Source organism: Nodularia sp. UHCC 0506, from assembly GCF_034931045.1.
Lineage (GTDB): Bacteria > Cyanobacteriota > Cyanobacteriia > Cyanobacteriales > Nostocaceae > Nodularia.
In genome coordinates this window covers 26116-39300 of sequence record NZ_JAYGHH010000054.1, presented here as the reverse complement: position 1 = coordinate 39300, position 13185 = coordinate 26116, and the positions used below count along the sequence as shown (strand labels likewise).

General features: G+C 41.7%; 12 protein-coding genes and 1 pseudogene. 6 read left to right on the top strand and 7 right to left on the bottom strand.

The annotated features are described in order from the left end of the window. The 4 genes from VB654_RS21755 to VB654_RS21740 form a co-directional block, all read left to right on the top strand. Positions 1-324, top strand: a 324-nt coding sequence (locus VB654_RS21755) for a hypothetical protein (protein ID WP_323215881.1), incomplete at its 5' end; no start/stop codon positions are given. 202 nt (positions 325-526) lie between these two features. Beyond that, the gene (iscB, locus tag VB654_RS21750; protein WP_323215880.1) at positions 527-1810 is read left to right on the top strand and encodes an RNA-guided endonuclease IscB; all 1284 of its coding nucleotides are present in this window, start codon (positions 527-529) and stop codon (positions 1808-1810) included. 352 nt (positions 1811-2162) lie between these two features. After that, entirely contained in the window at positions 2163-4130 is a 1968-nt protein-coding gene (locus VB654_RS21745) for a M23 family peptidase (RefSeq protein ID WP_323215879.1), read from the top strand. 34 nt (positions 4131-4164) lie between these two features. Beyond that, complete coding sequence (locus VB654_RS21740) at positions 4165-4887, top strand: hypothetical protein (protein ID WP_323215878.1); 723 nt, start codon at positions 4165-4167, stop codon at positions 4885-4887. A 409-nt stretch (positions 4888-5296) separates the two neighbouring features. On the opposite strand, the gene VB654_RS21735 is transcribed toward VB654_RS21740, so the two are convergent. Beyond that, entirely contained in the window at positions 5297-6382 is a 1086-nt protein-coding gene (locus VB654_RS21735; protein ID WP_323215877.1) for a DUF5895 domain-containing protein, read from the bottom strand. A 183-nt stretch (positions 6383-6565) separates the two neighbouring features. Here VB654_RS21735 and VB654_RS21730 point away from each other — a divergent pair, with 183 nt between their 5' ends. Continuing rightward, a complete protein-coding gene (locus VB654_RS21730; protein WP_323215876.1) occupies positions 6566-8452 on the top strand; it encodes a type IV secretory system conjugative DNA transfer family protein in 1887 nt (628 codons plus the stop codon). A 180-nt stretch (positions 8453-8632) separates the two neighbouring features. Here the strand turns inward: VB654_RS21730 and VB654_RS21725 are convergent, their stop codons facing one another. Continuing rightward, positions 8633-9289, bottom strand: coding sequence for a type I restriction endonuclease subunit M (locus VB654_RS21725; protein WP_323215875.1), 657 nt, complete (start codon positions 9287-9289; stop codon positions 8633-8635). Then, a pseudogene (locus VB654_RS21720) lies at positions 9289-9456 on the bottom strand (transposase); the annotation flags it as partial. The gene VB654_RS21725 and the pseudogene VB654_RS21720, both read right to left, overlap by 1 nt. Here VB654_RS21720 and VB654_RS21715 point away from each other — a divergent pair. Beyond that, complete coding sequence (locus VB654_RS21715) at positions 9412-10695, top strand: transposase (protein WP_323215874.1); 1284 nt, start codon at positions 9412-9414, stop codon at positions 10693-10695. The pseudogene VB654_RS21720 and the gene VB654_RS21715 overlap by 45 nt on opposite strands. Before the next feature lie 217 nt (positions 10696-10912). On the opposite strand, the gene VB654_RS21710 is transcribed toward VB654_RS21715, so the two are convergent. The 4 genes from VB654_RS21710 to VB654_RS21695 all read right to left on the bottom strand — a co-directional run. Next, complete coding sequence (locus VB654_RS21710) at positions 10913-11569, bottom strand: hypothetical protein (RefSeq protein ID WP_323215873.1); 657 nt, start codon at positions 11567-11569, stop codon at positions 10913-10915. Positions 11570-11668: 99 nt separating this feature from the next. After that, positions 11669-11977 carry a type II toxin-antitoxin system RelE/ParE family toxin gene (locus VB654_RS21705; protein WP_323215872.1) on the bottom strand — a complete coding sequence of 103 codons (309 nt, stop codon included), beginning with the start codon at positions 11975-11977 and terminating at the stop codon, positions 11669-11671. After that, entirely contained in the window at positions 11977-12234 is a 258-nt protein-coding gene (locus tag VB654_RS21700) for a type II toxin-antitoxin system ParD family antitoxin (RefSeq protein ID WP_323215871.1), read from the bottom strand. The genes VB654_RS21705 and VB654_RS21700 overlap by 1 nt, the downstream gene beginning before the upstream one ends. A 162-nt stretch (positions 12235-12396) precedes the next feature. Beyond that, positions 12397-13185 (bottom strand): DUF1998 domain-containing protein (locus tag VB654_RS21695; RefSeq protein ID WP_323215870.1); only part of this gene is annotated, 789 nt, incomplete at its 5' end.

Below are 13185 nucleotides of genomic sequence, written 5' to 3'. Positions count from 1 at the left end.
ACAATTAACCAACAACTTGATGATGAGCCAAGTGGCTCTGGTAAGACTGGTAGTGGTTATCAATCTGAAGGTGACAGTGTGGAACAATCAATTTCTGAAGATACTGATAATGCTTGGGTAACAGATAATTTTCAAGATGGTTATCAAGAGAATGTCTTTGAAGTAAACTTTGGGGATACACCTTATACAGAATCGGCGGCTCATCCCAATCCTAAGTTGCCAGGATATAGTTCTGGTTCTGGTTATCAGTCTTTAAAAAGTCAACAGTCAGCATCCCCAGAGCTAGAATTGTCAGAAACCCCAGCCCTAAAGGGCGGGGCTTGAAAAAGTCCCACATCTGACCAGATTAAGCCTTAATTGGCTACGTTAGAGGCAAGAGTTTAAGACCTACCAGGGAATGCGTAGCTAGTTCCCTGCTCTAGAAATTGAGAATTAAACAGGCTTACAGGGTTAAACCAGTGTTCTCAATATAGTACCGACCTCTAACTTTATCGAAGCTAACATTACCCTGAGAAGGAGGCACTTTATGTGCAAAGTATTTGTTTTAGATACTCACAAAAGACCGCTTTATCCCATTCACTCAGCACAGGCAAGACAGTTATTGAGGAACAAAAAAGCAGCGGTATTTCGTCGTTTTCCTTTCACCATTATTCTCAAAGAATCTCAGCCAGATGTAACTGTTCAACCACTGCGATTAAAGCTTGACCCTGGTGCAAAAGTAACAGGGATTGCATTAGTCAACGATACTAGTGGGGAAGTTGTATTTGCAGCCGAATTGAAGCATAGAGGCTTTGCAATTAGAGATGCTTTAACATCTAGGCGACAGTTAAGACGTGGTAGACGTGCTAGAAAAACTCGTTACAGACAGCCCAGATTTTTAAATAGAACACGTCCAGAGGGATGGTTAGCACCAAGTTTGCAAAGTCGTGTTGACAATATCAAAACATGGGTTGAGAAACTGCGTAAACTCGCACCGATTGAGGCTATCAGCCAAGAACTAGTACGCTTTGATATGCAGTTAATACGTAACCCAGAAATTCAAGGGAAAGAGTACCAACAAGGCACTTTGGCGGGTTACGAAACAAGAGAATATCTACTAGAAAAGTGGGGTAGACAATGCGCTTACTGCGGAGTTAAAGACGTTCCACTACAGATAGAACACATTCACCCAAGAGCCAAAGGAGGCAGTAATTCGATTACGAATCTTACTTTAAGTTGCGGGAAATGTAACACCAAAAAAGGAACTAAAGATATTAAAGATTTTCTGAAAAAAGACCCATCCAAATTAACTAGAATCTTGGCGCAAGCTCAAAGACCCCTGGCTGATGCCGCCGCAGTTAATACAACTCGATGGGCATTGTTCAAAGCTTTAAAAGAAACAGGGTTATCAGTAGAAACAGGTTCTGGAGGTTTGACCAAATTTAATCGTAGCCAACAAAAGCTAGACAAAACTCACTGGTTAGATGCAGTTTGTGTTGGTAAAACAACACCCAAACTAATTATTAAAGGTGTTAAACCGTTGTTAATTACAGCCAATGGTCATGGTAGTCGCCAAATGTGCGGTACTGACAAATTTGGTTTTCCGAGTCGTCACCGCACAAATAAACAAATTCATTTTGGTTTTCAAACCGGAGACATCATCAAAGCGGTTGTCACCAATGGCAAAAAAGTTGGCGAATATGTCGGACGTATTCTGTGTCGTGCAACAGGCAGTTTTGACATCGCTACCAAAAGGGGAAGAATCTCAGGCATTAGCTACAAATATTGTTCAGCAATTCACAAAAAAGATGGTTACTCGTATGCATTTTGAAACTATTTTGACAACGTTCGCGTTAGCGTGCCGGAGGCTTTATGAAATCGCCTGCCCCTTACCCCCATGCATAAATGCAGGGGCTTCTACGAGGCGAGGACTCCGGTGAATCATATTTTCGCGGAAATCTCCACTCCAGTAGTAACCAGAAATATAGTTTGTGTTCACGCAAATACGGGAGCTAATTGGGGTGTCACTTAATTTTGGATTTTGGATTTACGTCAAATCAATTCAAAATTATCAATGCAAAATTCAAAATAAAAAAACCGCATCTTTGTGCATTTTGAGTTTGCATTTTAAATTGCCAAAGGGCTTTAGGCATCACGACTCTACCAGTTGGAAAATCGGAATCATGAACATCCCCAAAACATGGATATTTATTCTGGTTGTCATTAGTTTTATGATTTATGCTGTGGCGACACCAGCTTTAAGCAATAGATTTGATGATGGCAATTTACCAACTAAAATTGTAGAAGTGGCAAATCCGCAATCTCGATTGCCTGCAACTAAAATTTTGCTGCCAGACTGGAACCGGATTTCTCTGAGCCAATTACCGGGAATCGGTCAATCTGGTGCAATTGATGGCAGTCCCTACAGCCAAGCTCTGGGTTATGACCTGAGTCGCACTTGGAATGTGGGTATGACTCCTGACCAGTATTTGAAGTTGGGAGATATCAGCGAAGCTTTCCAGGCAGAGGAGTTTTCTTTGCAGGCGATTGCGCTCCGCGCACACCCGCAGGCAATCGCCCTTCGCACCTGGACAGAGACCACTGACGACTTTGAAAGTATAGATTTAAACAAAGTACCCTTGAGTGAATTTCCCCTGATTGGTGAGCAGACATTGAGCCATTTAGCTGAAGTTGTTCCAGAATTAGCGCAGACATCAGTTAAAGACATTACACCTGTTGTTAAGTTACTACAGTCTCAGGGAATTGCTGCATCTAATTTAACATTAGCTCAAGTATTAACACAGTATGAAGTTGGACAAAGGAAATTAGAAGAAATTGATTTATCACAGTTTCCGCTCACTGCCATTCCTAATGTAGATGCAGTCCAAATCAAAGAATTGAGCAATTGGATGAACAGTTTTGTCAAAAATATTCCTGGTTTGGGGGCAGTACCGTTAGCATTGATGCCCAATCCAATCACGAAAATTGGTAACTTGGTAATGCGGATTGATGCAGTGTATGGACGAGCCGAAAATCGGCGTAACCGGACAATTTCTGGCTCAGACGTGCAAGGGTTTTCTGTGCCTTGTACTCAAAGAGACTGCGCTTATTTAGAACTAGATGATTTAGAAAATGCAGGTCGTGGCGAGCGCAGTTTACTCGAAGGTAAGCAGTGGATTTCCGGTAAATACCAGGAAGTAGAAGGGGGCTGGGGTATCCTCAAGGCAGTTAACAACGGTCGGGAACCAACAGGAAGGCTACCTTTTGGTAAAGCTTTTAAAGTAGTGGTGATGGCACCTGATGAAACTACAGATACGGTAGATACAGCTTTATTCTTGCGCTTTTGTGCTTGGCAGATGGGCTGTACACCTTACTTTATTGGGCCAATTCCTTTTTTCAGTTACAAGGTCAATGCTTTGATGTTTGTCGGCAATTTGGACAGTGGGAGTCAGTCGAGTTCCCAGACGACTTCTATACCAACGGGTGCAAAAACACAGGTGAGTAGTAATTCTGCTGAAAATGCGACAGCGACAAATCAAATGAATCCTTGCAATTTCACCAGTCCGCATGGCTCAATGAGCAGTCAATCAGGGGATGGGATCAATCTGCGTTCGCTGGGAAATGCCATTGCAAAAATTGAAAGTGCTGGTAGTGGAGATGACAAAGCTATCGGTGTGTATACTTGTGCGGATCAGGGTTTAAATTGTGGTCGCGCTCTTGGTCGTTACCAGTTCATGAGTTATAACCCCTATGCAGTGGAGTTAATTGTTGCTAAACCAGGAGGACAAGAGTTTCTGAGTCGAGTCGAGCAAGGGTATAAACCTACAGAGGCGGAACTGTTTCAGTTCTTTCCGATGGCTGACCAAGAACAGGCATTTCTGGCTGATATGGCTGATAAAATCGAGGTAACTCAAGCTGAAATTGACCCCACTACCGGGCAGCATTTTACTGGCAATCGCCTGATTGAGCGAGTAGCTCAAAAGCATTTTGGTGGTAATTACAGTTTAATTGATGGAAGCGGTTCTGATGCTTTTGGTCGTCTTAGCCTGAAAGATTACGGCAAAACTGCTTTAGCTAGTTATCGTCACAGCCATGACCACAGTCAAACCCTCACCTGTGTCCCCAGTGGACAGCGATTTGCATTTAATTAAACTCAAGCAATCCTGAAAATAGGAGGGAAGACTGATGACAAATTTAGCTAAACCTTCGATTGTTTCACCCCATGAGATCAACCAAATACCTGAGACTAAGTTGTATTCAAAAACACACTTGGGACAAGCTACAGCAGAAGAGACAAAAGCTCTTGATTCTGCCTTGATTCAACAATCTCAAACAGTGAATACCACTGATGATCAATTACCAAAACCTTCCATGAGGATACGTTACTGGGTATATTGGTTTCGTGTTGGTTTAAGTATCTTTTTACTGCTTTCTATGTTGATGGGTTTAGGAGGCTGTAGCGTAAATGCGGCAACCGTTACTTGGAATCCGGCTGTTAATGTTGTACCTGCTTCTGTATTGTCACAAGTAATTGTAGAAAACACCCAGTTAAATCCCCAAGCTGCTGCTAAAAATATCCGAGCTTGGAGTGTTACCGGAAAAGACGGCAAGTTGACAGTTTTTGACTTCAACACTCCAGATGTTTGCGGGAAGTTGGGTTGTTTGTATGTTGGTTACTGGTTCAGACAAAATCAACCAATAATTCAGGTATTATTGCGTTATTTTTCGCCCAATTTACCACCAGGAAGTCAGTTGTTGGCAGTGGGAGAAAACCGAGGGAGGGCATTACCATGTATTCAGGTACTGCAAACAGCACAAAAGCAACTGCGGCAATTAAATTATTGTTTCAATGATGAAAGCTATACACTTGCTAATAGTCAACTTTTTGCTCCTGCTAAGAGTTCTTAAAGTTAATAGGTTGACCTTTTTTTGCATTGATTTGACCCCTATTGAACTCAATATGGTTCCGTTAAGGAAAGGATTGATCCAAAATTAATAAAAAACGTTCGCACAGCGTCTCGTTAGCGTTGGGAGCATCGCACTTTGGCAAGTATCTCTTTTCTGTCTAACTGTGGAATCAGGTTCTTAGGGCTTAATGAAATTTGTGTCTTCCAAGTTGGGATGCTCCCTTAGCGTCTTTGGAGGAGAAGAGCAGGAATAAGAGTAAGAGTAAGAGTTTCAAAGAGTTTTTGCAGAAGTTATAACAGGTTTTTAGCTCTAATTGAACCGTATTGCTATTTCACTAGGTAAAATCTGCCCTAGTTTTTTGACTACGACAGATTTTTCGATTCAAAACAGGCAATATAATGGCATTGATTTATTCATCATCATCTTCCTGAAATTCAAAGTCATCATCGTCTAATTCAGCTGCTAAATCGTCGAGTTCATCCAGGAAGTCGTCATCTTCATGTTCAATTACTTGTATTTTGCGAGGTGGCTTGGTTGCTGGTTTGGATTTACGCACATTTTGAGTTTTGTTTCTATTCTTGCTATTCTTGTTTGGTTGCAACACTTCCACGTCTACAGACACCGATTCGCCGGGTAAAGATGGCAGAGATTGCAATTCGTTAAAACCAGCGATGGCATCATGCTGTTGCCAAATTAAAGCTTTAGCTGTGGGTGTACCCAAATAAAGTTGTGGCAGATTTTCAACTGTGGGTTTTGTGTAATCTACAGTTTTACAACAGTTATGTTTATTCTTGCCTTCACCTTCTTTAACTGCTTTGAATTCAAGTTCCAGCACGCCTAAACTCCGCCATCTATCACTTTTACCACTAAATGGTACTTGGAAATAGTCAGCAAAGGTCTTCTCTAATGAGCGATAAAATTCTTCACGTACTGACTTAAAACTCCAAAGAGCAACATTTTTGAAACGAACAACCACAGGATTAGTGTGTAATGGTTGATTATTGTCATCCAAAAATATCAATGCGTGTTCAGAACAGACATCCATTGTTTTCTTGTCAAGGCTATGTTTATAATCGTCATAAAGCCCCACAAAGGAACCACCCAAATCTTCAACATCTGATTTATAACGGATATACTCTGGTGCAAAACCTAAAACCAGTACCTTGGCTTCAGTAATTAATAGTCCGGTAACATCTTCAGTCAAGGTGACAGTAGTTAAATCGTCTTCTTCCGGGATATCCAGCCAACCAGCCTTTTCTAACTGGTCTTCTGGAATCAAAAGTCCCGCAGGTTTATCGTTAACGACAATACCATAGGGAAGAATCGGTTTGCGAACTTGGTTATAGTGATCATCGAAGAGTTCTGGGTCAATTTCAAAGTCTGTTTCTTCAAATGTGGAAGCTTCGGTATCACTGGCTCTGGTTCTGGGAGTTTTAGGTTTAGAAGCGGTGTTTTTGGCAGTTGATTGATGGGAGCGATTAGAGTTGTTTGTCACTTTGGATTTCACCATTGGACTACATAAATAATGATTGTCCAAGGTATGAGGCGTTAGCCTCAAAATTTAGTTATTTATCAGGCAATTGTAGCTAAGTGAAAGCCCTAAAAAAATGTCCATCAGGTCAATTACCTAGCTTTGACTTGGTAGCTAAAATTTCTGGTAAACGTATTTTTTATGACTATGAACCTTTACCAGAAGTATCTAATAGACAGCTATATTACTGCTAACTCAACATTAATTGAGGTGTCACCTTACCCAGCACCCCTAGCCAGTATCGACTTTGGCCAGTTACTTCAAGAATATAATAATCCCCAAGGTTGGATGATGATCGGTGGAATGCTGTTTGTTTTACTGTTCTTACAAATCAGTGGTACTGGTCAAGGTAAAATCACTACTGGTAAAGTCTGCGGTGTCAGCGAAAAACTAGCAGCAACTAATTTAGCACTCCAGCAAATCAAGCAGCATCAACACAATAAAGTGACTCTGTGGTCTGGTACGCCTCGCTATTGGGCTAAAGGCAAAACACGGGGGTTAATGGCTAATTTACAAATTATCCTGGGTGCAGCACCGACAGTTTGGTTTCCCAATGCTGAACGGGGAACACTGGTAATAGGTGCGCCTGGGTCAGGTAAAACCTACTCTACTATCGACAGGATGCTGGAAAGCTCCATGCAGCAAGGTTTCCCGATTATCCTCTACGATAAAAAGGGAGACCAGCTACGACTCCATGCACCCTTAGCAGCACGTTATGGTTACAAGGTGCGTGTATTTGCCCCTGGTGAACCATTTAGCGGTGTCATCAATCCTTTGGATTATATGCGTGATGCCCGTGATGGGGTGATGGCAGGGGAAATAGGCCAAGTGATTAACCGCAATGCTGCCAGTGGGGGTAAAAGTGACGAGTTCTTTGCAAAAGCTGGGGACTTGTTAGCTAAAGCACTGTTGCAGTTAGTTAAGGGTTCAGCTTACCCAGATATGGCGATGCTGTACGCTGTGCTGCGGTTGCCGAAATTGGTGCAACGTCTTGACCATGCGGTACAGTCTCAAAGGTTGGATGAGTGGGTGGCGACTTCATTTATTCAATTTTTGAGTGCTAAGGATGCCGAAAAGACTATTTCGGGAATTTTGACCACAGCCGCAGGGACTTTTTCATCTTTTATTCAAGCTGATTTGCTACGGGCATTTATCGGTAAATCGGATATTCCCACTCAGCTGTCAGGTAGAGAAATGGTGGTGTTTAAGCTGGATGATGAACGCCGCAGTGTGGTGGGGCCGCTGTTGGCAGTTGCCATGCACTTAATGATTGTTGGTAATTTGAGCCGTCCCCGCAAAGACCCGTTGATTATTTCTTTGGATGAGTTGCCATCTATCAAATTAGACAGATTACCACAGTGGATTAATGAATATCGTTCCAATGGTGCTTGTTTTATCTTGGGTATCCAAAGTTTAGAACAACTTTACGATATTTATGGCGATAAAATGGGGAGTGCGTTAGCGAAGCTTACCGAAGGTATCGCTTCAGCTTGTAGTACTCATGTTTTATTTAACCCTGGTAACTACAAAACGGCGGAGGATTACTCCAAACGCTACGGTGAGAAAGAAGTGCTGATTAAAAATCGTACCACGGGGCGATCGCTTGGCGGACAAATGAGCCGTTCAATTAGCTTCTCTGAGAACTTGCAAAAAATGTCTGTAATCAGTGCTGATGAAATATTGAAGTTTCCGCCAGGTAAATGCGTAATTACCAGTCCTGGTTATAGTGCCGGCGGACAAGCTTCTATTCCCTATCCTTTAATTATTCCCGTGTCCAAAGCTGATAAAAAAAGAGCCGCCGAAAGTGAAACTCTTTGGGAGAAACAAGTTAAACCTGCTTTGTCAAATCAGATGACAATTCCTGATCTGAAAATGCTGACACAAGCACTGTATGAACGAATTGAAGCAGCTGGGCGAATGTTGCCATTACCAGATGAAGATGTCGCACCTGCACCGGAATCTGATGATAGCGAACCTGATGTTTTGGAGAATTTTCCCCCACGAGTCTATCAAACGCCAGGATTGCAAGGATAGAAAACGGGTATGGAATTTCTGATTCTTGTGAGGTACATTGATAGCTGGTGTGGGGTAGCCATAGAATTAATTATCAGGCAATTACTTATCAAGATATAGGAATCCGGTTTGAATTTTGAAAACATACTGAGATTAAAATCTTTATCCAACGAGGCGTTTATCTTAAAATCCGTTCAGAAATTAAATAGGAGTCCTATAGTTGTGCCATACCTCTTGAGTAAACTTTTGCAATTCTTCTAAAATTACAGGTAAATCGCTATCAACTTCTGGGTTTTGTTGTGAATTGCTCATAGTACGGAATAATTGACGACCTCGACTGTCAAAACCGATTTTATCTGCAAGTGCCATGAAGATAGAATAATTCTCCGGTACTGGGAAATCTCCGCCTTGACGTTGAAGAATCAAAAAGCTGGTGATAATTCCTAGTCCACATTCTACCTGAAAGTTCTCTGGGGGTAACTGAATCGAAGCAATAAGCCAAGCCATATCTTCTAATAGCCATCGGCGAAAGTATGCTTGGCTTGAGGAGGACAAAATTCCGTTAGATACCAAAACACAAACGATTTCACCCGGTTGTACTTTTTTTAAACATTGCTCTATAAATAAGCACTCCTGCTCAACTTGGGTTTTCAATTTGGATGTAATCACGTAACTGCCATTTTCTTGTTCACTCCATTTATACGCCATCTCAAATCGAGTCAGTTCTAAATTTGAATGGGGATTAATTCGGCAATAAGGAGGATTAGCAAGTGCTACACTAGGTAAGGAAATTGGCAGAGGCAAATTACTAACACAAGCTTGAAATAGTTCTGTCCAGTGGGAAATATCAATGTTCATTTCCACTTGACGCAAGTGCTTTTGAATATGTCTTGCAGTCGTCTGAGCATGGCTTGGTTAATTACTTTTCTTCGGTATTTCGTCACCAACACTAAATGAATATTTAGGCTATAAACTGCTCTGTGACTTATGTTATAACTCATGCCACTAAATGGTATTATGAGTATATGTTACTCACTTACCAGTACAAACTCAACCCTACTCCCGAACAAGTTGTCATTCTTGAGACTTGGGGCGAGTTGCTGCGCCGTCATTGGAACTACGCACTAGGGCAAAGACTGGATTGGCTAAGGCGTACAAGGTCGCAGATTGACCGTTGTAGTTTGGTTTTTGAGCCAATTGGTGAGATTCCAGACAAACCTGATTACTATACACAAGCGTCAAATCTCAAGCAAACTAAACAACTGTTTCCAGACTACAAAAACATCTATGCCGATTGCCAACAACAAAATTTAATGCGGTTGGACAAGGCTTGGAAACGGTGGCTAATACCTGACAAGAAGGGCAAAAGGGGAGGAAGACCAAGGTTTAAAAAACGTGGTGATATAACTTCATTCACGTTTCCTCGTGTTAACTCGCCAAAAGCAGGCACACATCTAACAAGTAACGTTCTCAAACTGTCCAAGATTGGTGAGATTGAAGTTATCTTACATCGACCAATCCCGGATGGTTTTGAGATCAAGCAAGCAACAATTTTACGTAAAGCAGATGGATGGTATGTCAGTTTCTCTTTAGAAGATAAAACTGTGCCTGAATCACTGCCGATTGATGAAATTAAGTCTGCCACTGGCATAGATGTGGGGTTAGAAAAGTTTTTAACTACTGCTGATGGGCAAAGCGTTGAAGTGCCTCAATATTATCGCAAGGCTCAGGCAACTTTAGCCCGTCAACAACGCCAGCTTGCACGTAAAACCAAGGGGTCTAAGAACTACCAAAAACAAGCTAACAAGGTTGCAAGACTTCACCTGCACATTGCAAGGCAGAGAAAAGAGTTTCATTATCAAGTCGCTCATTGGTTAGTTAAATCTTATGATTTAATTGTTTTTGAAAACCTGAACATTAAAGGACTGGCTAGAACACGACTAGCCAAGTCTATACTAGATGTTGCATGGGGTGCATTCCTCCAAATCATGCAAGCAGTAGCGGTAAGACGCGGCAAGCATACAACAGGAGTTGACCCTAGAGGGACGAGTATTAATTGTTCGAGTTGTGGTGCGAGAGTTGAAAAACCTTTGGCAGTTCGTGTTCATAGTTGCTCCTGTGGATTGGTCATTGACCGCGACTGGAATGCAGCATTGAATCTTTTAAAGCGTGGGTCGGTTGAACTACCGATTCCTGGCTGTGGAGGCTTAGGGAATACCCAGCCGATGAAGCAGCAAGTCTCTTATGTGAATTTGAGAGCGTAACGCACACTGCTTGCAGTTAGCGGCGAGAGTTGTCACCTACCTTGATATTCATCATCTAGCTTGAGTAGTTCTGGTAGTAGCCATCCATGTTCACAAGATTTGAGGCTCATGGGCATTCACTGTCATCAATTTGAGCCAATAACAGAGGCATTAGCCTCATGAACATGAACTGCCTCGCTATGCTATTGCTGAGAGGAGGGGGAATTTCGCGGTTTTTTTAAATGCTAATTTCAGAAATATCGTCTAAATTTACCATTGATGATAATTGCTGATTGGCTTGATTTGATGTTAAATTATTGTCTTGAGTTTGACTGAGTAATTTAATTAACCATCGCTCTGTCTGCTTATGCTGATTTTGCTTCCAGCTTATATCTAATCTTTGGGGTGGTTTAACAGGATGTACTGCTAAAATAACCAGTTGCATTTGGTTAGGAATAACTGAGTATTGTCTAGCTGTAGTCCACAACTTTACCCGGTCTTGCCAGCTTAACTGAGGATGACGCACAGCCCATTCATAAAGTCTGGGAATACCTTGTTTAAAGGCTATATTTGTGATAACTTGAATAAAATAATTATCGCTCTGAATTGCCAGAGGTGCAATCACTGGGTTATCGACTAATAACTTCTTACGAGTTTGAAAAAGTTCTGGTGCAAGTTCCTGTATTTGAGTCAGCCACTGAGCAATTTGAGGATAGGCATTTAATAAAGGTTCTACAGGCAATCCTAAAAAGAATTGTTTCATCAGCAAATGGAAGTTATCTGCAATCATAGGGTCAAAACCAGAGCGATTTGGCTGATATTTTTGGTTGGGTAATAAGATTTGTTGTTGAGTTTTAGTAAGTTGTTGAATATCAGCAAGATTAATTACTGGCATGGTGGAGATAAAATTACATCTCTCCCATGCAGCGATAAGCTGCTACTGTCTTTTGTAGTATTTTTGTAATTAAATCGCCTGAGTTTTATAGCAGCTTGTTTATTCGTCTTCTAAAGAATCAGCAAAAAAGCTGGGGATATCTCTTGACCCATGCAAAACACGGATAACTTCAATTCCTTGGTTGACGGGACGATAGAAAATCAGATAACTTCCTACTGGAAAACTGCGTAAACTCGGCACTAATTCCTCACGTTTTCTGCCCATACCTGGATTTTCTGCCAGAATTTTGAGTTTGCTTTCTATCTTTTGTAGAAAACTGTCTGCTTTTTCAAAGCTTTCATTAGCAATAAAATCCCAAATATCTAACAAATCAGCTTCGGCAAGGGGTTTCTTCAGAAGAATGGGCATTATCTAGACTGTTTCTCCTGCCGTTGCTGTTGTGCTTTGACAATGATTTCACTCATGTTTAAAGGTGTAGATTCTCCACTATCAATACCTTGTTCAATTTCTCGTCGTAATTCAGCCAGGCGTATTTGTTTCAGGGCATCCTGTTCTTTGAGTAACCGTAGCCCTTCCCGAATCACTTCACTCGCGGAAGTATACATACCGCTTTCAACTTTAGATTGTACCCACTTTTCTAGTTCGATAGTTAGAGAAACGTTCATGTGCAACCTCTAAAAAAGCTTGTACTAATAATTGTACTGGGAATAACAGAAAATAACCAACTTTGTTATTGTGCTGTTCCTATCCAGTTTAATGTAATTATTTATCGGGTGTAGAGATTCTGCGGGTCAGTCTGGTTGGCGCAGCATCTCGTAAGCTATAGGCTACAACCCACTGGAGGCGATGGTCTCCGACCGACCGGAGGTTATGGCATCCAATAGCACTAAACCCATTTGCTTCAATAAAGCAGAATTTCCATCAGGACAGCCATGTTGAATTAGGCACTTAGCACAACCAGTATCACAATGACAATCTCGTGCTATGACCCCAGCCGCATCAGCCAGTTTTGGCAGATGTTTAAACACCGCTTCCGCCGCACCATTGCCGCCATCACTGGTATCATAGAAATAACCTGTGTAATTGTGATTTTCCCCAATTTCCTGCACCACCGTAAAATTTACCTGTTTGGGGTCAACTCTAGCCACTAGCTGTAACGCTCTCATAATTTGATGCCCAAAGCTGTGGATAGCAATCAAATTACTCGAATATTCCCACAACTGTTGATAACCAGGGGGAATCGGTTCTCCACTGCGAGTCAGACGGGTTCTGGTGGTTTTAGCAAATTGCTGGATGTATTCCCGCGCCCTTGAGTTCATCGTTACTTTCACCATTGGGGCGGAAAACTGGGTGAGAAAAGGCTGCTCAAACTTTTCTTCAGACAGGGTTTTCACAATCACAGCTTTGCGGGTGAGTTTGTGACAAAGGGGACAACGCTGGTGTTGAGGTAGGGGTTCTTTGTAGTTAAGACACCGCTTATTCAAACAAGTCTGCTCATAAATTTGCGTCATTAAATTGTAACCACTGGTAATGTGCTTAACTTCACCAAAACTCAGTTCCAGGGTTAAGTATTCTTGACAGTCATCAATTTCACAATTTGGAGAAAACAGCAATGG

Coding starts and splice junctions, on each gene's coding strand:
- iscB (WP_323215880.1), top strand. CDS start 527: ATGTGCAAAGTATTTGTTTTAGATACTCACAAAAGACCGCTTTATCCC.
- VB654_RS21745 (WP_323215879.1), top strand. CDS start 2,163: ATGAACATCCCCAAAACATGGATATTTATTCTGGTTGTCATTAGTTTT.
- VB654_RS21740 (WP_323215878.1), top strand. CDS start 4,165: ATGACAAATTTAGCTAAACCTTCGATTGTTTCACCCCATGAGATCAAC.
- VB654_RS21730 (WP_323215876.1), top strand. CDS start 6,566: ATGAACCTTTACCAGAAGTATCTAATAGACAGCTATATTACTGCTAAC.
- VB654_RS21725 (WP_323215875.1), bottom strand. CDS start 9,289: ATGAACATTGATATTTCCCACTGGACAGAACTATTTCAAGCTTGTGTT.
- VB654_RS21710 (WP_323215873.1), bottom strand. CDS start 11,569: ATGCCAGTAATTAATCTTGCTGATATTCAACAACTTACTAAAACTCAA.
- VB654_RS21705 (WP_323215872.1), bottom strand. CDS start 11,977: ATGCCCATTCTTCTGAAGAAACCCCTTGCCGAAGCTGATTTGTTAGAT.
- VB654_RS21700 (WP_323215871.1), bottom strand. CDS start 12,234: ATGAACGTTTCTCTAACTATCGAACTAGAAAAGTGGGTACAATCTAAA.